The sequence below is a fragment of the Streptomyces sp. NPDC000151 genome, assembly GCF_040301705.1.
Classification (GTDB): Bacteria; Actinomycetota; Actinomycetes; order Streptomycetales; family Streptomycetaceae; genus Streptomyces.
In genome coordinates this window covers 1-17,291 of sequence record NZ_JBEPFC010000155.1, presented here as the reverse complement: position 1 = coordinate 17,291, position 17,291 = coordinate 1, and the positions used below count along the sequence as shown (strand labels likewise).

The window sequence follows — 17,291 nt, the reverse complement described above, 5'->3', positions numbered from 1 at the left end:
GCCCCGCGAGTACGGGCGCCAGCGGGCCCGCCCGGCGCGGCGGCGGCAGTTCCTCGTCGACCAGCGCGCGCATCGTGCCCAGCGGCGTCTCCTCGTGGAACGGCGGCGCGCCCTCCACCGCCGCGTACAGCGTCACGCCCAGCGACCACAGGTCCGACTCCGGGCCCGGCGTCCGCCCGAGCGCCCGCTCCGGCGCGAGGAATTCGGGCGAGCCGATCAGCTCGCCGGTCAGGGTGAGCGCGGAGGACCCCTCGACCGTCGCGATCCCGAAGTCGGTGAGCACCACCCGGCCGTCGTTCGCGAGCAGTACGTTGCCCGGCTTGACGTCGCGGTGCAGCACGCCCGCCGCGTGCGCCACCCGCAGCGCGGCCAGCACCTCGGCGCCGATCCGGGCCGCGCGCATGGGGGACAGCGGCCCGTCGGCCGTCAGGGTGTCGGCGAGCGAGAGGCCGCGGATCAGCTCCATCACGATCCACGGGCGGCCGCCCTCGGTGACCACGTCGAAGACGGTCACCACATTGCGGTGCGCGATCCGGGCCGCGGCCCGGCCCTCCCGCTCCAGTCGCTCGTACAGCAACCGTTCCTCGTGCGCGGGCAGTTCGCGCGGCGCCCGCACCTCCTTGACGGCCACCTCGCGACCCAGCAGCTCGTCCCGGGCCCGCCATACCGCGCCCATGCCGCCGCGGCCCAGCTCGTCCAGCAGGCGGTAGCGGCCCGCCAGCACCCGTTCGTTCCCCGCACCTGTGTCCATGGCACGAGCCCCCTCGACCCGGCAAAAGGAGCGATGTGGAAAAAACGTACCCCGGTCCGCCGCCGTTGCCGCCCCTTCGGCGGCAATCCGGAGCGCGGCGGGGAGGGGGACGGCGAGCCCGGTGGTGACGCTCCGTCATGGGGGGCGCACGCTCGGGGCCGCGGCGTGCCCCCGTACGCCGTCAACTCGGCCTGGAGTAGGTGCGGTACGCGGACGTTCCGTATGGTGTTCGTCAACGCCCTTGCGGGGCAGGTGAATACTGATACCGGGCTGCGCGAAGGTCGTGCGGGAGAGATAGGGTTACCCTGCCCGGGCCGGGTGCCCTCGTACGGGTGGGGAGTGTCATGGAACAGATTGCAGTACGCAGCAGGCCGCGAGTGCCTGCCATCACATGCGGCGGCGCGTCCAGTGCGCGCCTGGACCGCCACCTCGCGGTGCTCGGCGGACCGGCGATACCGCAGCGGGAGACCGAGGGCGCCACGTCGCTGATGCAGGAGATCACCAAGCGTGACCACGCACGGACGCGGAAGAGCCGCGGGGCGCGGGTCTCGCTCTTCGCGCCGCTGCGCCGGCTGCGCCGGTCGCTCTTCGGCGGTCACGGCTGAGCGGGGCCGCGCCGAGCGGTGCTCCGGTGCGCCCCGAGTGCGCCCCGTCAGCTCCCCGCCGCTGATCCGGCCCCGTCCGCGGGCCGCCGGACACCGCCCGGTCCCGGCCATCGCAGCCCAGTATCACGGTCGTACGCGTCCGTCCCTCTCCCGGTAGTCCGGGGCAGGGCGGGCGCGTTCCGCTTTTCCGGCGCCCGGCGGCCGCCCGGCGGTGAGCCGTATCGACCTGCCGGATCACCCGGTCACTCGTACTGGATCACCGCCTCACTCGTAACGGTGATCTCTCGCCGGGCTGTTGACGTGACGATCATTCCGCGCCAGGGTGCAGATCGCTTGCCCCGTACAACCACTTTGCCGCGGGAGGCGCCGGTGTGTGATCTGCACGACGACCACGAGCACAAGCACGGGCACGACGCGGGGGCGGCCCCCGGCGGGCTCAGCAGACGCAGAATCGTTCAGCTGCTGGGAGCCGCGGGGGTGAGCACCGCGGCCATGGGCGCGGCCGCCGACCCCGCGATGGCCGCCGCGTCCGACGCGGCCGCGGCGGACCCCGACGGATACGAAGCGCCCAAGGGGCTGGCCGCGGACTCCCCGGCCAAGGCCGCCGCGCTGGCCTGGATCGACGACCAGCGGGCGAGGATCACCGGGCTGGACGACGAGATCTGGGAGAACGCCGAACTCTCGCTGCGCGAGTGGAAGTCCTCGCTCGCCGAGGCGGACTTCCTCAAGGCCGCCGGCTTCGACGTGGAGTTCGGCACGGCCGGCTTCCCGACCGCCTTCACCGCCACCTTCCGGCACGGCAAGGGCGGCCCGGTGCTCGGCTTCAGCGGCGAGTACGACGCGCTGCCGGGGCTGTCGCAGCGCAGAGGCGTGGGCCACCACGACCCGCTGGAGTACGTCCACGACCCGTTCGCGCCCGGGTACGGGCCCGGCCACGGCTGCGGCCACTGTGCCCTGGGCACCGCGGCGGCGGCCGCGGCCGCCGCGGTTGCCAAGGCCGCCACGGCGCACGGCCTCGACGTCACGGTGAAGTTCTTCGGCTCCACCGCCGAGGAGCAGCTGATCGGCAAGACGTACGCGGTCAGCAAGGGCGTGTACGACGGGCTGGACGCCTTCCTGGACTGGCACCCGTCCACGTCCAACGCGACCGGCTGGGGCTCCTCCACCGCGATGACCGCGGTCACCTTCACCTTCCTGGGCGTCGCGGGCCACGGCGGCACCCCGCTCGGCAACAAGAGCGCGCTGGACGCCGCGGTGATGATGGCGACGATGTCGGAGTTCCTGCGCGAGGAGAACCTCGCGCCGTCCGGCCGCCTGCACTGGGTGATCAACAACGGCGGTGACATCCCGAACGTCACCCCGGAGATCTCCGAGATCTCGTACTACGTGCGCGAAGGCAGCCCGGAGCGGGTCCAGGTCCTGCTCGACAAGGTCATCGAGGTGTCCGAGGCGGCCGCCAAGGCCAGCCGGACCACCGTCCGGCACCGGATCACCTCGGCCTGCTGGAACCAGCTGCCGTCCCGGTCCTTCGCCGAGCTGATGCACGACAAAATGCGCCGGATCGGCCCGCCGGACTTCAGCGACGAGGCCCAGCGGCTGGCCAAGGACCTGCAGAAGTCGCTCGGCCTGCCCGAGAAGGGGCTGCACGACAAGATCGGCGAGCTGACCCCGCCCAACCCGGTCTTCATGGGCGGCGGTTCCACCGACGTCGCCGACATCAGCTGGAACGTGCCCACCGTCTCCATGGGCGCGGCCCTCGCCCCCATCGGCACGAAGATGCACACCTGGTCCACGGCCGCGTGCGCGGCGGCGGCGCCCGGCCACGCGGCCCTCCTCGCGGCGGCGAAGTACCTCGCGGCGACCGCGGTGGACCTGATCACCCAGCCCGCGCGGCTGAAGGCGGTCAAGGACGAGTTCGCCGAGCGGACCAAGGGCGTGCGCTGGAAGACCGCCCTGCCGGACGGCTACGAGCCGCCCATGTACGAACCGCCCCAGTGGTTCCTGGAGCGCACCGGTCAGTCCTGGCCGCCGCCGAACATCACCTGGCCCCCGAAGCGCGTGGTGAGCAACGAGAAGTTCGGCTCGCTGGGGCCGGAGCTCGCGCCGCAGAAGTAATCCCGCCGACGGGGCCGCCCCGCTACAGACGGGGCCGCCCCGCTACAGCAGCGCGAACTGGCCGTCCGGGCCCTCCTCGTGGTGGTCCAGGACGGAGGCCGGGCGGAGCGTCGCCGCGGGGGCCGGGAGGACGCACGCGGCGGTCAGCTCCGTGGCGCTGACGAGGGTGGAGGCGTCCAGCGCGGCCGTCAACCGGTCCTGCTCGGGGCCCAGTTCGCCGAGCAGGGCCAGTACGGTGATCAGCTCCAGGAGGTCGGTGGTCCACTCCTGGGGCCAGGCGGCGGGGCGTACCGCCTCCAGCGTGCCCGGTTCGACGGCGCCCGTACGCCGCTCCAGCCACGCCTCCAGGACGCGGACGCCGCCCGCGTGCGCGTCCCAGGCGGCGGCCGGTACGGGGGAGATCCGGCCCCCGCCGAGGAGCAGCGCCTCCGCCTCCGGGGCGTACGCGAACTCCGTGGGCAGCCCCCGGGCGGGCAGCGCGGCGCGCACGTACGGGCGGCGGCCGCCGGGCAGCCGGGGGCGCTCGCCGCTGCCCGCGCCCCGGGTGTGCAGCCGGATCAGCTCGCGCCCCAGCGCCACCCCGCGCGCCCACAGCTCCGGTTCCGCGGTCAGCGGGACGGTGATGCCGCCGCCGTCGTGCCGGGCGGTGGCGGCGAGGTAGGCGAAGGCGTCCTCGGCGGTGACCGGGTGCCCGAGGCGGTCGCCGAGGTGGCCGAGGAGGCCGGGCGCGAGGTTCGGTTCGGTGCCGGCGGGGCGGCGGTAGAGGGGGCGGACGCGGCCCTGGCGGCCGACGGGCAGGGCGGTGGAGAGGGCGAGCGCGGGGCCGGTGTCCTGCGGGACGCGCGGCTGCTCGACGGCGAAGAGCTGGGCGGCGTCCGCGACCCGCCACAGCTCGGGCCGGGCCGCGTCGATCAGCCGGTGGTCGGGCAGCAGCCACAGCTGGTCGTGCGCGCCGTGCCGGACCCGCACCGGCTCCGGGCAGGGCGCGTCGCCCGCGACCAGCCGGGCCAGCCGGCCGGTCGCGGTGGCCTGTCCGGGGAGCTGGCCGACCGCGGTGTGCAGGGTGCGGGCCCGGGACGGGCGGAAGAGCCGCTCGCGGTCGGCGGCGTCCGCGGCGCGCAGCAGCGCGTCCCAGCGCGCCCGCAGCGAGCCGGTGTCCGGCGCCATGATCCAGGCCCGGCCGAGCCGCGGCGCGGCGACGGACCACGGCATCAGGTCGGACAGCAGGGGCACGTCCTGCTTCGCCGTCACGCGGCAACCCTCCCGGACGGTTCGGATGACCCCGGCATCGTAACCACGCCCCCGGAACCGGCGGCAGGGTCGCTCAGTGGGCGTCCAGCGTCACCGTGAACGAGAAACGGTCGCCCCGGTAATGGATGCGCGCCACATCCACCACCTGCCCCGCCTCGTCGTACGTGATGCCCGTGTAGTGCAGGATCGGGCTGAGCAGCGGGACGTCCAGCAGCCGCGCGGTCTCCGGGTCCGCCAGCCGCGCCTCGACGGTGTCGGTGATCCGCCCGATCCGTACCCCCACCGCGTCCCGCAGCACCTTGGTCATCGGGTGGCGCTCCAGCTCGGCGGGGTCGATGCGGGCCGCGACGTCCGGACGGACGTGGTTGACGGCGTGGTTGGTCGGCTCGCCGGTCCGCTCGTCGCTGCGCAGCCGCCGGTACACGCCCACGTCCGGCAGCCCGGGGAAGTGCTCGGCCAGCTCCGGCGGCACCGGGGCCGTGCCGTGCTCCAGCAGCTCGCTCACCATGCCGGACTGCTGGGCCACGATCGCGTCCACCGAGCCCAGCAGCCGTACCGGGGCGCCGCGCCGCGCGGCGGGCTCGATGAACGTGCCCCGCCGCCGGTGCCGGCTGATCAGTCCCTCGGTCTCCAGCTCCTTCAGGGCCTGCCGCATGGTCAGCACGCTCACCCCGTAGTGCGCGGCGAGCGCCTCCTCGGTGGGCAGCCGCAGCGGCGCCTCGGGGGAGCGGCCCAGTATCGAGGCCCGCAGCGACTGCGAGACCTGGTACCACAGGGGCAGCTTGCGGTTCAGGGCGAGCGAGTCGGGCGCGAAGGTCGTCACGGACACCAGCCTCTAGAGACGGAAGTGGCGCTCCAGACCCTGCCACACGGCGTCATAGCCGCTCTGCAGGTGGTCGGCGCCCGCGGCCTGCTCGGTGAGCAGCACCGGCCAGCGCGTCTCGAACATGAACGCCAGCCCGTCGTCGACCTTCTGCGGCTTCAGCTCGGCGGTGCTCGCCTTCTCGTACGTCGCGCGGTCCGGGCCGTGCGCGGACATCATGTTGTGCAGCGACCCGCCGCCCGGTACAAAGCCCTCCGCCTTCGCGTCGTACGCGCCCTCGATGAGGCCCATGTACTCGCTCATCACATTGCGGTGGAAATAGGGCGGCCGGAAGGTGTTCTCGCCGACCAGCCAGCGCGGCGCGAAGACGACGAAGTCCACGCCGGCCAGGCCCGGGGTGTCGGAGGGAGCGGTGAGGACGGTGAAGACCGACGGATCGGGGTGGTCGTACGAGATCGTGCCGAGGACGTTGAACCGGCGCAGGTCGTAGACGTACGGGACGTGGTTGCCGTGCCAGGCGACGACGTCCAGGGGGGAGTGGTCGTAGGTCGCGGTCCAGAGGTTGCCGCAGTACTTGTTGAGGACTTCGCAGGGCTCGTCGGCGTCCTCGTACGCGGCGACCGGCGCGAGGAAGTCCCGCGCGTTGGCCAGCCCGTTGGCGCCGATCGGGCCGAGGTCGGGGAGCTGGAAGGGGCGGCCGTAGTTCTCGCAGACGTACCCCCGCGCCGACGCCTCCAGCAGCTCGACGCGGAAGCGGACGCCGCGCGGGATCAGCGCGACGTGCCCCGGCTCGGCGTGCAGCAGCCCGAACTCCGTGCGCAGCAGCAGCCCGCCGCGCTCGGGGACGATCAGGAACTCGCCGTCCGCGCTGCTGAACACGCGCCGTTCCATGGAGGCGTTGGCGTGGTACAGGTGCACGGCCATGCCGGTGCGCTGCCGCGCGTCGCCGTTGCCGCCGAGCGTCCACAGCCCGGCGACGAAGTCCGTGCCGGGCGCGGGCTCGGGGAGCGGGTTCCAGCGCAGCCGGTTCGGGTCGGGCTCGGTGCCGGTGAACGGCGCGGCCCGTACGCCGCCGTTGTCCGTCCGGCGGAACGGCGGGTGGGCGGCCGAGGGGCGGATGCGGTACAGCCAGGACCGGCGGTTGTGCGCCCGCGGCTCGGTGAACGCGGTGCCGCTCAGCTGCTCGGCGTACAGGCCGAGCGGGGCCCGCTGGGGGGAGTTGCGGCCGATGGGCAGCGCGCCCGGCGCGGCCTCGGAGCAGTGCTCGTTGCCGAAGCCGGGGGAGTACGTGAGCCCCTGCGCCGTCTTCCTCGCCTGCTCGCCGACCGTGCCTGTCATCGCGTGCTCCCGCCGCTCGCTCAGGGGATTCCGGAAGTTCGGGGCGACCCGGGGAATCCTGTGCATGACCCTAGGATTGGCGCCCGGGCCCGTCAACGGAAACGCCCGGTGACGCGCTCGCGCGAGGCGGGAACCGGCCGGAATGCGTGCAGGATGGAGTACGTGAATACCCCGTCACTCCGCCGCGCCCCGGTCCAGCGACGCAGCGCCGAGCGCCTGACCCGCATCCTCGACGCCTGCGCCGAAGTCCTCGACGAGCAGGGGTACGAGGACCTGAGCACCCGCGCGGTGGCCGCCCGCGCCGAGGTGCCCATCGGCTCGGTCTACCGCTTCTTCCCCAACAAGCGGGCGATGGCCGAGGCGCTGGCGCTGCGCAATCTGGAGGGGTATGCGGAGCGGGTCACCGCCGGGATCGCGGCGGCCGGTGACCGGCTGGACTGGCGGTACGCCATGGACGTGGTGGTCGACGAGTACCTCGCCATGAAGCGGTGCGTGCCGGGCTTCGCGCTGGTGGAGTTCACCGTGCCCGCGCCGCAGGCCACCCGGGAGGCCAACCACCGCGTCGCCGACCGGCTGCTGGCGCTGCTGGCCGGGCCGCTCGGTCTGGACCCGGCGGAGGAGCGGCTGCGGACCGCGTTCCTGGTGGGCGTGGAGGCGGCGGACGCGCTGGTCCAGCTGGCCTTCCGGGTCGCGCCCGAAGGCGATCCGGCGATCGTCACGGAGACCAAGGAACTACTGCGGGCGTACCTGGGGCGGGTGCTGGACTGAGCACTCCCGGGCGCACTCCCTATTGACCTGGGGTTTTGCTCGTATTGCTCACACGTCAAGACCTTGTTAACAAAAGTTGGCGGCACCTAACGTCACCACGACCGCCACCCCCCTGGCAGGTGTTCAAGGGCGAACGTGAGGTAACCCCCAATGCTGACCATCCTCGGGTTTGTCATGATTGCCACCTTCTTGGTGCTGATCATGATGAAGAAGATGTCGCCGATGGCGGCACTCGTGCTCATTCCAGCGCTGTTCTGCGTCCTGGTCGGGCAGGGCGCGCACCTTGGTGACTACGTCATCAAGGGCATCGGCGACCTGGCTCCCACCGCCGCGATGCTGATGTTCGCGATCATCTACTTCGGAGTGATGATCGATGTCGGCCTCTTCGACCCGATCGTCCGCGCCATCCTCAGGTTCTGCAAGGCCGACCCGGTCCGCGTGGTCGTGGGTACGGCCCTGCTCGCCGCGATCGTCTCGCTCGACGGCGACGGCTCCACCACCTTCATGATCACCGTCTCGGCGCTGTATCCGCTCTACAAGCGCCTGAAGATGAGCCTCGTGGTGATGACCGGCGTCGCCGCCACCGCCAACGGCGTGATGAACACGCTCCCCTGGGGCGGACCCACGGCCCGCGCCGCGACCGCGCTGAAGCTGGACGCCGGCGACATCTTCATCCCGATGATCCCCGCCCTGGCCACCGGCCTGGTCGCCGTCTTCGCCCTCGCCTACGTGCTGGGCCGCCGCGAGCGCAAGCGGCTGGGCACCCTCACCCTCGGCGAGCCCGGCAGCGCCAAGGCCGTGGAGACCGAGGAGATCACCGAGAAGGAGACGGTCCTCGTCGGCGCGGGCGCCGGCACCAAGGGCGGCACCACCGCCCGTACGCCGCACACCGGCGGCGGCTCCGCCGACTCCGCCGACTCCGCCGACTCCGCCGGCACCGGCGACGGCCCGGCCGCCGAGGTCGAGTTCCAGGCCCTGGACCCGCAGCGCGCCACCCTGCGCCCCAAGCTGTACTGGTTCAACGCCGCCCTGACCGTCGCGCTCCTCACCCTGCTGATCCTGCAGGTGCTGGACATCCCGGTGCTCTTCCTGCTCGGCTCCGCCGTCGCGCTCACCGTCAACTTCCCGCACATGAAGGACCAGAAGGCGCGCATCGCCGCACACGCCGAGAACGTACTGAACGTCTCCGGCATGGTCTTCGCCGCCGCCGTCTTCACCGGGGTCCTCACCGGCACCGGCATGGTCGAGCACATGGCCCGCTGGCTGGTCTCCAACATCCCCGACGCGATGGGCCCGCACATGGGCCTGGTCACCGGCCTCCTCAGCATCCCGCTGACGTACTTCATGTCCAACGACGGCTTCTACTTCGGCATCGTGCCGATCCTCGCCGAGGCCGGCGCGTCCCACGGCGTCTCCGCGCTGGAGATCGCCCGCGCCTCCCTCGTCGGCCAGGCGCTGCACATGTCCAGCCCGCTCGTCCCCGCCGTGTACGTCCTGGTCGGCATGGCCAAGGTCGAGTTCGGCGACCACACCAAGTTCACCGTGAAATGGGCCGCGCTCACTTCCCTGGTCGTGCTCGGCGCCGGACTGCTGTACGGAATCATCTGACCCATGAACGTCGCGACGCCCGGCCGGGGCTGGCTGCTGCGCCTGGTCCTCACCTTCTCCTTCGCACAGGCGGCGGTGAGCATGGCACGGCCCGCCGTCTCCTACCGGGCGCTCGCGCTGGGCGCCGACGAGACCGCCGTCGGCGTCATCACCGGCGTGTACGCGCTGCTGCCGCTGCTCGTCGCCGTGCCCCTGGGCCGGCGCACCGACCACGGCCGCTGCACGCCCCTGCTGGTCGCCGGCGTCGCGCTGATCACCGGCGGCTGCGCGCTCAGCGGCGTGGTCGCCTCACTGCCCGCGATGGCCGCGTGGAGCGGCGTGATGGGCCTCGGCCACCTCTGCTTCGTGATCGGCGCCCAGTCCATCGTCGCCCGGCGCAGCGCCCCCGAGGAACGCGACCGCAACTTCGGCCACTTCACCATCGGCGCCTCGCTCGGCCAGCTCCTCGGCCCGGCGGGCGCCGGGCTGCTGATCTCCGAGCACGACGGCGCCATGGCCCGTACCAGCGCCACCGCGCTGCTGGTCTCCGCGGCCGCCGCGGCCTGTGCCGTCACCGCGCTGTGGCGGCTGGAGCAGCGGGGCGCGTCCCGCCCGGCGGTGCGCACCGATGCCCGCCGCGTACCGGTCCTCGGCATCCTGCGCACCCGCGGCGTCGGCGCCGGCATCTTCATCAGCCTCTCGGTGCTCTCCGCCACCGACATCCTCACCGCCTACCTCCCGGTCGTCGGCGAGGCCCACCACATCGCGCCCGCCACGATCGGCCTGCTGCTGAGCCTGCGGGCTGCCGCCACCATCGCCTGCCGGCTGGTGATGACCCCGATGCTGCGGCTCCTCGGCCGTACCGTGCTGCTCACCGTCACGTGCGCGGCGGCGGCCTTCCTGTGCGCGGCCATCGCCGTGCCGCTGCCGGTCTGGGCGCTGGCCCTCGTCCTGGCCGCGCTGGGCTTCTGTCTGGGCGTCGGCCAGCCGCTGTCCATGACCACCGTCGTGCAGGCGGCGCCCGACGACGCCCGCTCCACCGCCCTCGCCCTGCGCCTCACCGGCAACCGTCTCGGCCAGGTCGCGGCGCCCGCCGGCGCGGGGCTCGCCGCCGGCGTCGCCGGGGCCGCCGCGCCCTTCGTCCTGCTCGGCCTGTTGCTGCTGGGCTCGGCCGCGGTCGCCGTGCGGTCGCCGCGGGAGGCGGGCGGGGCACGGCGCAAGGCCGACGTGCCCCGCAAGAAGCCCGCTAGGTCTGCGGAGGCGCCGGCCGGCTGTCCTGGAGGGCGGCGATCTGGGCGCGGGAGCTGAAGCCGAGCTTGGCGAGGATGTGCTCGATGTGCGAGTCGACGGTCCGCTTGGAGACGACGAGCTTCTCGGCGATCTCCCGGTTGGTGAGGCCCTGGGCGACCAGCGCCGCGACCTGGCGCTCGCGGGGGGTGAGCTCGTCGGCCGTGCCGCCCGGCCGGACCGGCAGCTCCGGCATCTTCGTGAGGTCCTCGTCCAGCGCCCGTTCCACCGCCTCGGCCGGCGTCAGCGAGCCGCCCTCGGTGAACGCCCGGTGGAACGCGTCAGCGCCCAGTGCCCGGAGGGCTGGCTCGGCCGCCTTGCCGTGCAGCTCGTGCAGCACGAGGATGCCGAACCGGGCTTCCTTGGCGCCCTTGCGCCACAGCATGTCAGCAGCGCCCTGCAGGGTGCCCACCCGCTCGAAGTGGCCCTGCTCAGCGGCGTACCAGGCGAAGCCCTCCAGGAAGTGCGCGATGCCCATCGTGTCGCGCAGGGCGGCCTTGGAGCGGATGCCCTCGCGGCAGCACTCGATACTCTGCGCGAACTCGCCCTTCAGCCACAGGCCGACGCTCTTGACCCACAGTGCCCAGCTGCGCGACCAGTGTTCCTGCGGATGGGCGGCGTTGCGGCGCAGGGACTCGTCGCACAGGGCGATGCCCTCGCCGATGCCTCCGGTCATGAAGTGGGCGAAGGCGAGCTGGTAGGCAGTGATCAACAGGGCCACTTCGTCGCCCGCTTCGGCCATGCGCCGACGGGCGTCGTCGTATCCCTCGGCGACGCCGTCGATGGTGCCGCGGAAATAGCGGGCGTGCTGCCGGAAGGCGAGCGTCCAGGCGAGGCCGCGGGCATCACCGGCGCGGGCGGCGATCTCCTCGGCCTCGTCGAGCAGCGCCCAGTTGTCGCCCCGCTCGCCGGAGACGTCCAGGTACCAGCTGGTGAGCCACAGCGCCTTGACGCGTTCAGGGGTCGGCTCGCGGCTGCTTTCGAGGGCGCGGCGCAGCCAGTAGCGGCCCTCGATGTAGAGGCCGGTGCACTGCCAGTAGCCCCACAGCCGGGTCGCGAGGCACAGGCCGTCGTACGCCAGGCCCGGGGTGCCGACGAACGTCTCCAGCGCGGCCCGCAGATTGGCCTGGTCATGGCGGAGTCTGCGGACCCAGGCGAGCTGGGTGTCGCCGGTCCATTCGGTATCGAACTGCCCGGCCCGGTCGAGGAACCAGTCCGCGTGGCGCTTTCGCAGGCCCGCCTCCTCCGCTCCCGCGGCGAGCTGGTCCCGGCCGAACTCGCGGATCGTGTCGAGCATCCGGTAACGGGTGCCCACCTCGGTCTCCACGCGCTGCACGACGGACTTCTCCACCAGCCCGAAGAGCGCGTCGAGGATGTCCTCTGCCGGGAGGGCGCGCTCGTCGGCGCAGATCCCTTCCGCCGCCTCCAGGCTGAACTCCCCGGCGAAGACGGAGAGCCGGGTCCACAGCACTCGCTCCCGCGGGGTGGACAGATCATGACTCCAGCCGATGGTGGTCCGCAGTGTCTGATGACGGGGAACGGTGGTGCGGCGGCCGCCGGTGAGCAGCAGGAAACGACGGTCGAGCCGGCCGAGGATCTCCTCCAGGGACAGGGCGCGCAGCCGGGACACGGCCAGCTCGATGGCGAGGGGGATGCCGTCCAGGCGGCGGCACAGCGCCGTGGCGTCGGCGAGGTTGTCGTCGGTGAGGGTGAAGCCGGGTACGGCCGCGGCAGTACGGTCCGCGAAGAGCTGCAGGGCATCGGAACGTACGCAGGGCAGGCCGCACCGGTCCGCCGCGGCGCCCGGGACGTCCGCCACGGACAGCGGGGGAATGGGCAGGACGTGCTCGCCCGCGATGTCCAGCGGCTGCCGGCTGGTCGCGATCAGCCGCACGTCCGATGCGGTGCGCAGGAGCTCCTCGGCGAGCAGCGCGCACGCGTCGATCAGATGCTCGCAGGTGTCGAGGATGATCAGGGCATTCTTGTCCTCCAGGTAGCCGGTGAGGACTTCCACGGCGGGCCGGGCGGCCTGCTCGGGCAGATCGAGCGCGGCCGCCACGGTGTGGGGCAGCAGCTCGGGTTCGGTGAGCGCGGAGAGCGGCACGAGATGGACCCCGTGCGGGAACCGGTCGCGCAGCTGATGCGCCGCGCGCACCGCCGTACGGGTCTTGCCGACTCCGCCGGGGCCGGTGAGGGTCACCATACGGAAGCCGTCGAGCACCTCCGCGACCTGGGCGATCTCCCGCTTCCTGCCGATGAAACTGGTCGTCTCGGCGGGCAGCTCGCCGCTGCGCCGGTGTCCGGTGTCCTCGACCATGCGCGTCACCACCCCGTACCGGGGAACTCGTGAATGATGCCGGATGGCGCGCACGGTAGCGGGGGAGCGTGGGGAGTGCGTCGCTTCCGCCGGTTGTCACCCGTCCGAGAGGCGGGAATGGGATACTGCGCCGCCCGTCACCCGTATCTGCCGAGATGGCATCCTCGGCAAGGGTGGCGCCCCGCAAACTAGCGGCGATAGTTTGTACGCGCGACGTATGAGCAACCGCTTAGCGCACCTGACGACCACCCCCGGGAGGACGCCGAGATGAAGGCACACGACGGCATGTACATCGACGGAGCCTGGCGGGACGCGGCAGGGGGCGACACCATCGAGGTGCGCAACCCCGCCGACGAGCAGGTGATCGCCACCGTTCCGGCCGGTACCGCCGCTGACATCGACGCCGCCGTACGGGCGGCGCGCGCCGCCCTCCCGGGCTGGCGCGCCACCGCGCCCGCCGAGCGTGCCGCCAAGCTCGCCGCGCTGGTCGAGCAGCTCAAGGCGCACGCCGACGAGATCGCCGAGACCATCACCGCCGAGCTGGGCTCGCCGAAGTCCTTCGCGGCGAACGTGCAGACCGGCATGCCGATCGCGGTCACCGCCTCGTACGCCCAGCTCGCCGCCGAGCACTCCTTCGAGGAGCAGCTCGGCACCTCCACCGTGCTGCACGAGCCGGTCGGCGTGGTCGGCGCGATCACGCCGTGGAACTACCCGCTGCACCAGATCACCAACAAGGTCGCCCCGGCGCTCGCCGCCGGCTGCACCGTCGTCCTCAAGCCCGCCGAGGACACCCCGCTCACCGCCCAGCTCTTCGCCGAGTGCGTGGACGCGGCGGGCCTGCCGGCCGGCGTCTTCAACCTGGTCACCGGCCTCGGCACGGTCGCGGGCCAGGCGCTCGCCGAGCACGAGGGCGTGGACCTGGTCTCCTTCACCGGCTCCACCGCGGTCGGCAAGAAGATCGGCGCGATCGCCGGCGGCGCCGTCAAGCGCGTCGCGCTGGAGCTGGGCGGCAAGTCCGCCAACGTCATCCTGCCCGGCGCCGACCTCGCCAAGGCCGTGAAGGTCAACGTCGCCGACGTCATCCGCAACTCCGGCCAGTCCTGCAACGCGCTGACCCGGATGCTGGTCCACGAGGACCAGTACGAGGAGGCCGTACAGCTCGCCGCCGACATCGTCGCCAAGTACCTGCCCGGCGACCCGAACGACGAGGCCAGCCGCCTCGGCCCGGTCGTCAACGCCAAGCAGCGCGACCGGGTGCGCGGCTTCATCGCCAAGGGCCAGGAGGAGGGCGCGCGCCTGGTCACCGGCGGCGCGGAGGCCCCCGAGGGCCTGCCCACCGGCTACTACGTCCGCCCCACCGTCTTCGCCGACGTCACCCCCGGCATGACCATCGCGCAGGAGGAGATCTTCGGGCCCGTCATCTCGATCCTGAAGTACCGGGACGAGGACGAGGCCGTGGAGATCGCCAACGGCACGGTCTACGGTCTCGCGGGCGCCGTCTGGGCCGCGGACCAGGAGACCGCGGTGGCCTTCGCGCGCAAGCTGGACACCGGCCAGGTCGACATCAACGGCGGCCGCTTCAACCTGCTCGCGCCCTTCGGCGGGTACAAGCAGTCCGGCGTCGGCCGCGAGCTGGGCCCGCACGGCCTGACCGAGTACCTGCAGACCAAGTCGCTCCAGCTCTGAGCGGCCCGGGGCGCCGGCCCGCCCGGCGCCCCGCCACCCGCAGTTCCCGCCCGTACTCCCGCACTCCCCACCGAGGAGACCGCACCGTGGTCCGCGCTGCCGTACTGCCCGCCGTCAACGCCCCGCTGGAGATCGCCGAGATCCAGCTGCCCGACCCCGGACCCGGCCAGGTCCGGGTCAAGCTCGCCGCGGCCGGGGTCTGCCACTCCGACCTGTCGCTGTCCAACGGCACCCTCAAGCAGCCCGTCCCCGCGGTGCTCGGACACGAGGGCGCGGGCACCGTCACCGCCGTCGGCGAGGGCGTCACCGGCCTCGCGCCCGGCGACCCGGTCGTCCTCAACTGGGCGCCGTCCTGCGGCGACTGCCACTTCTGCGGGCTGGGCGAGGTGTGGCTGTGCGCCAACTCGGCCGCGGCCGCCGCGAAGCCGTACGCCACCCGGGCGGACGGCAGCGAGCTGTACCCGGGCCTGGGCACCGCCGTCTTCGCCGAGGAGACGGTGGTCGCCGCGCACGCCGCGCTGCCGCTGCCCGCGGGCGTACCGCTCACCGAGGCGGCGCTGCTCGGCTGCGCGGTGCTCACCGGCTGGGGCGCGGTCCACAACTCCGCGAAGGTCCGCAAGGGCGAGTCGGTCGTGGTCTTCGGTGTCGGCGGGGTGGGCCTGGCCACTCTCCAGGCCGCGCGGATCGCGGGCGCGGGCCCGATCATCGCCGTCGACGTCTCTCCGGCGAAGGAGGAGCTGGCCCGCGCGGCCGGCGCCACCGAGTTCCTGGTGGCGGCCGAGGACACCGCCAAGCGCATCCGCAAGCTCACCGGCGGCATCGGCGCCGACGTCGCCCTCGAATGCGTGGGCCGCGCCGACACGATCCGTACCGCCTGGTCCTCGACCCGCCGGGGTGGCCGTACGACGGTCGTCGGCGTCGGCGGCCAGGACCAGCAGGTGACCTTCTCCGCGCTGGAGCTCTTCTACTTCGGCCGCACGCTCTCCGGCTGCGTCTACGGCGACAGCGACCCGGCCCGGGACCTCCCGGTCATCGCCGAGCACGTCCGCAGCGGCGCGCTGGACCTGTCCGGGCTGGTCACGGAGCGGATCGGCCTGGAGGGCATCCCGGCAGCGTTCGACGCCATGCTCGCGGGCAAGGGAGGCCGCGCGCTGATCGTCTTCTGACGGCCCGGCACGGTCCGCAGCACCCCCGGGAGCGTTCGCCCCGGGGGCCTTCGGGCTGCCCGGAAACACCCCGTTCCGCCGGGCAAAGCACCCCCCAACCCCCCGTAAAAAGTCCTGCTGTGCAGTCCGTTGACGCCGTACCAGCCGGTCGGTACGGTCACCCGCAATCACGGCGCCGCCCCCCGTTCCCCAGCACCCCTCGGAGCGTGCACGCATGGACACGGCCTCCCCCGCGACACCGAGCACCACCCCGGCCCCCACCGCCCGGCACCGCCGCAAGGTGGCCACCGCGGCCGCCCTGGCGTCCGCCGTCGAGTGGTACGACTACTTCGTCTTCGGCATCGCCGCTGCCCTCGTACTGGGCCACGCCTTCTTCCCCTCGGGGAGCCAGGTCGCCGGCGTGCTCGCCGCGTTCGCGACCTTCGCGGTCGGCTTCCTCGCCAGACCCATCGGCGGCGTCATCGCCGGCCAGCTCGGCGACAAACGCGGCCGCAAGCCCATGCTCGTCCTGGCGCTGACCCTGATGGGCCTGGCCACGACCGGCATCGGCCTGCTCCCCACGTACGAGACGATCGGCATCGCCGCGCCGATCCTCCTGGTGCTGCTGCGCATCGTGCAGGGCATCGCGGTCGGCGCCCAGTGGGGCGGCGCGATGCTGATGGCCACCGAGTACGCCCCCGAGGGCAAGCGCGGGCTGTACGGCTCGCTGGTCCAGCTCGGCGTGCCGATCGGCGTGGTGACCGCCAACACCGTCTTCCTGGTGGCCGGCGCGGTCGTCGGGGACGCGGGGTTCGCCTCCTGGGGCTGGCGGCTGCCGTTCTTCGCCGGCATCCTCGTGCTGATCCTCGCCTGGTACATCCACACCCGCGTCGAGGAGACGCCCGAATTCCGCGCCGCGGAGCGCCAGTTGTCCGCGGCCGAGAAGCAGGCGGACGCCCAGCGCTCGCCGCTGCGCACGATCCTCCGCGAGCACCTCGGCACGGTCCTGCTGGCCGGCGGCAGCTTCACGGTAAATACGGCGACGTTCTACATCCTGATCACCGGCGTACTGGACTACGCCACCCGCGAGCTGGCCATGCAGCGCACGGCCGTACTGACCGTCTCCCTCCTGGTCAGCCTCACCCAGCTGGCCCTGATCCCGGCCTCGGCGGCGCTCTCGGACCGGATCGGCCGGCTGCGCGTCTACACGCTCGGCGCGGTCGGGCTGCTGGTCTGGGCGATACCGATGTTCCTGCTGATCGACACCGCCTCGCTGGTGTGGCTGGCCGTCGGCACCTTCATCGCCAGCTGTTTCCTGAGCATCATGTACGGGCCGCAGGCCGCGCTGTTCGCCGAGCTGTTCTCGGCGGAGATGCGCTACACGGGCGCCTCGCTCGGCTACCAGATCAGCGCCGTCCTGGGCGGCGGGCTGGCGCCGTTCGTGATGGTCCTGCTGCTGGAGGCGAGCGGCACCTCGATGGCCGTCTCCGGCTACATCATGCTGCTCGCGGTGATCGCCCTGGGCTCCATCGCGGTACTCGCCAAGCGCGCCCGGCGGGCGGCCGCGGAGGCGGCGGCCCCGCCCGCGGCGGTCCCGGCTACGCGGCCGCGGCCGGCG

At 73.0% G+C, this 17,291-nt stretch carries 13 protein-coding genes; 8 read left to right on the top strand and 5 right to left on the bottom strand.

Annotated elements, in window-relative coordinates; genetic code table 11:
• The coding region (locus ABT381_RS30105; RefSeq protein ID WP_351599741.1) for a serine/threonine-protein kinase at nucleotides 1-751 on the bottom strand (751 nt) is incomplete at its 3' end.
• Between the two features lie 344 nt (nucleotides 752-1,095).
• On the opposite strand from ABT381_RS30105, the gene ABT381_RS30100 reads away from it, so the two are divergent.
• On the top strand, nucleotides 1,096-1,356 hold the full coding sequence (locus ABT381_RS30100; RefSeq protein ID WP_030252229.1) for a hypothetical protein: 261 nt from the start codon (nucleotides 1,096-1,098) through the stop codon (nucleotides 1,354-1,356).
• 369 nt (nucleotides 1,357-1,725) lie between these two features.
• Complete coding sequence (locus ABT381_RS30095) at nucleotides 1,726-3,471, top strand: amidohydrolase (RefSeq protein WP_351599740.1); 1,746 nt, start codon at nucleotides 1,726-1,728, stop codon at nucleotides 3,469-3,471.
• Nucleotides 3,472-3,513: 42 nt separating this feature from the next.
• Here the strand turns inward: ABT381_RS30095 and ABT381_RS30090 are convergent, their stop codons facing one another.
• From ABT381_RS30090 to hmgA, 3 genes are all read right to left on the bottom strand, one after another.
• Complete coding sequence (locus ABT381_RS30090; protein ID WP_351599739.1) at nucleotides 3,514-4,722, bottom strand: type ISP restriction/modification enzyme; 1,209 nt, start codon at nucleotides 4,720-4,722, stop codon at nucleotides 3,514-3,516.
• Nucleotides 4,723-4,795: 73 nt separating this feature from the next.
• Nucleotides 4,796-5,545 carry a GntR family transcriptional regulator gene (locus ABT381_RS30085; RefSeq protein WP_351599738.1) on the bottom strand — a complete coding sequence of 250 codons (750 nt, stop codon included), beginning with the start codon at nucleotides 5,543-5,545 and terminating at the stop codon, nucleotides 4,796-4,798.
• Nucleotides 5,546-5,557: 12 nt separating this feature from the next.
• Complete coding sequence (hmgA, locus tag ABT381_RS30080) at nucleotides 5,558-6,883, bottom strand: homogentisate 1,2-dioxygenase (protein ID WP_351599742.1); 1,326 nt, start codon at nucleotides 6,881-6,883, stop codon at nucleotides 5,558-5,560.
• Nucleotides 6,884-7,036: 153 nt separating this feature from the next.
• On the opposite strand from hmgA, the gene ABT381_RS30075 reads away from it, so the two are divergent.
• The 3 genes from ABT381_RS30075 (at nucleotide 7,037) to ABT381_RS30065 (ending at nucleotide 10,546) form a co-directional block, all read left to right on the top strand.
• Complete coding sequence (locus ABT381_RS30075; RefSeq protein WP_351599737.1) at nucleotides 7,037-7,651, top strand: TetR/AcrR family transcriptional regulator; 615 nt, start codon at nucleotides 7,037-7,039, stop codon at nucleotides 7,649-7,651.
• Between the two features lie 150 nt (nucleotides 7,652-7,801).
• Nucleotides 7,802-9,259: a CitMHS family transporter gene (locus tag ABT381_RS30070; RefSeq protein ID WP_351599736.1), complete on the top strand. Its 1,458-nt coding sequence runs from the start codon at nucleotides 7,802-7,804 to the stop codon at nucleotides 9,257-9,259.
• A gap of 3 nt (nucleotides 9,260-9,262) precedes the next feature.
• The gene (locus ABT381_RS30065; RefSeq protein WP_351599735.1) at nucleotides 9,263-10,546 is read left to right on the top strand and encodes an MFS transporter; all 1,284 of its coding nucleotides are present in this window, start codon (nucleotides 9,263-9,265) and stop codon (nucleotides 10,544-10,546) included.
• Here ABT381_RS30065 and ABT381_RS30060 read toward each other — a convergent pair.
• On the bottom strand, nucleotides 10,485-12,842 hold the full coding sequence (locus ABT381_RS30060; protein ID WP_351599734.1) for an ATP-binding protein: 2,358 nt from the start codon (nucleotides 12,840-12,842) through the stop codon (nucleotides 10,485-10,487). The genes ABT381_RS30065 and ABT381_RS30060 overlap by 62 nt on opposite strands.
• Nucleotides 12,843-13,109: 267 nt before the next feature.
• Between ABT381_RS30060 and ABT381_RS30055 the strand changes: the two genes are divergently transcribed.
• The 3 genes from ABT381_RS30055 to ABT381_RS30045 form a co-directional block, all read left to right on the top strand.
• Entirely contained in the window at nucleotides 13,110-14,528 is a 1,419-nt protein-coding gene (locus ABT381_RS30055) for an aldehyde dehydrogenase family protein (RefSeq protein ID WP_351599733.1), read from the top strand.
• 86 nt (nucleotides 14,529-14,614) lie between these two features.
• The gene (locus ABT381_RS30050) at nucleotides 14,615-15,694 is read left to right on the top strand and encodes a zinc-binding dehydrogenase (RefSeq protein ID WP_351599732.1); all 1,080 of its coding nucleotides are present in this window, start codon (nucleotides 14,615-14,617) and stop codon (nucleotides 15,692-15,694) included.
• 214 nt (nucleotides 15,695-15,908) lie between these two features.
• Nucleotides 15,909-17,291: MFS transporter (locus ABT381_RS30045; protein WP_351599731.1), on the top strand; the 1,383-nt coding region annotated here is incomplete at its 3' end.

Excerpts from the sequence above, each read along its gene's own strand:
- ABT381_RS30100 (WP_030252229.1), top strand. The coding sequence starts at position 1,096 with ATGGAACAGATTGCAGTACGCAGCAGGCCGCGAGTGCCTGCCATCACA.
- hmgA (WP_351599742.1), bottom strand. The coding sequence starts at position 6,883 with ATGACAGGCACGGTCGGCGAGCAGGCGAGGAAGACGGCGCAGGGGCTC.
- ABT381_RS30075 (WP_351599737.1), top strand. The coding sequence starts at position 7,037 with ATGGAGTACGTGAATACCCCGTCACTCCGCCGCGCCCCGGTCCAGCGA.
- ABT381_RS30070 (WP_351599736.1), top strand. The coding sequence starts at position 7,802 with ATGCTGACCATCCTCGGGTTTGTCATGATTGCCACCTTCTTGGTGCTG.
- ABT381_RS30065 (WP_351599735.1), top strand. The coding sequence starts at position 9,263 with ATGAACGTCGCGACGCCCGGCCGGGGCTGGCTGCTGCGCCTGGTCCTC.
- ABT381_RS30060 (WP_351599734.1), bottom strand. The coding sequence starts at position 12,842 with ATGGTCGAGGACACCGGACACCGGCGCAGCGGCGAGCTGCCCGCCGAG.
- ABT381_RS30055 (WP_351599733.1), top strand. The coding sequence starts at position 13,110 with ATGAAGGCACACGACGGCATGTACATCGACGGAGCCTGGCGGGACGCG.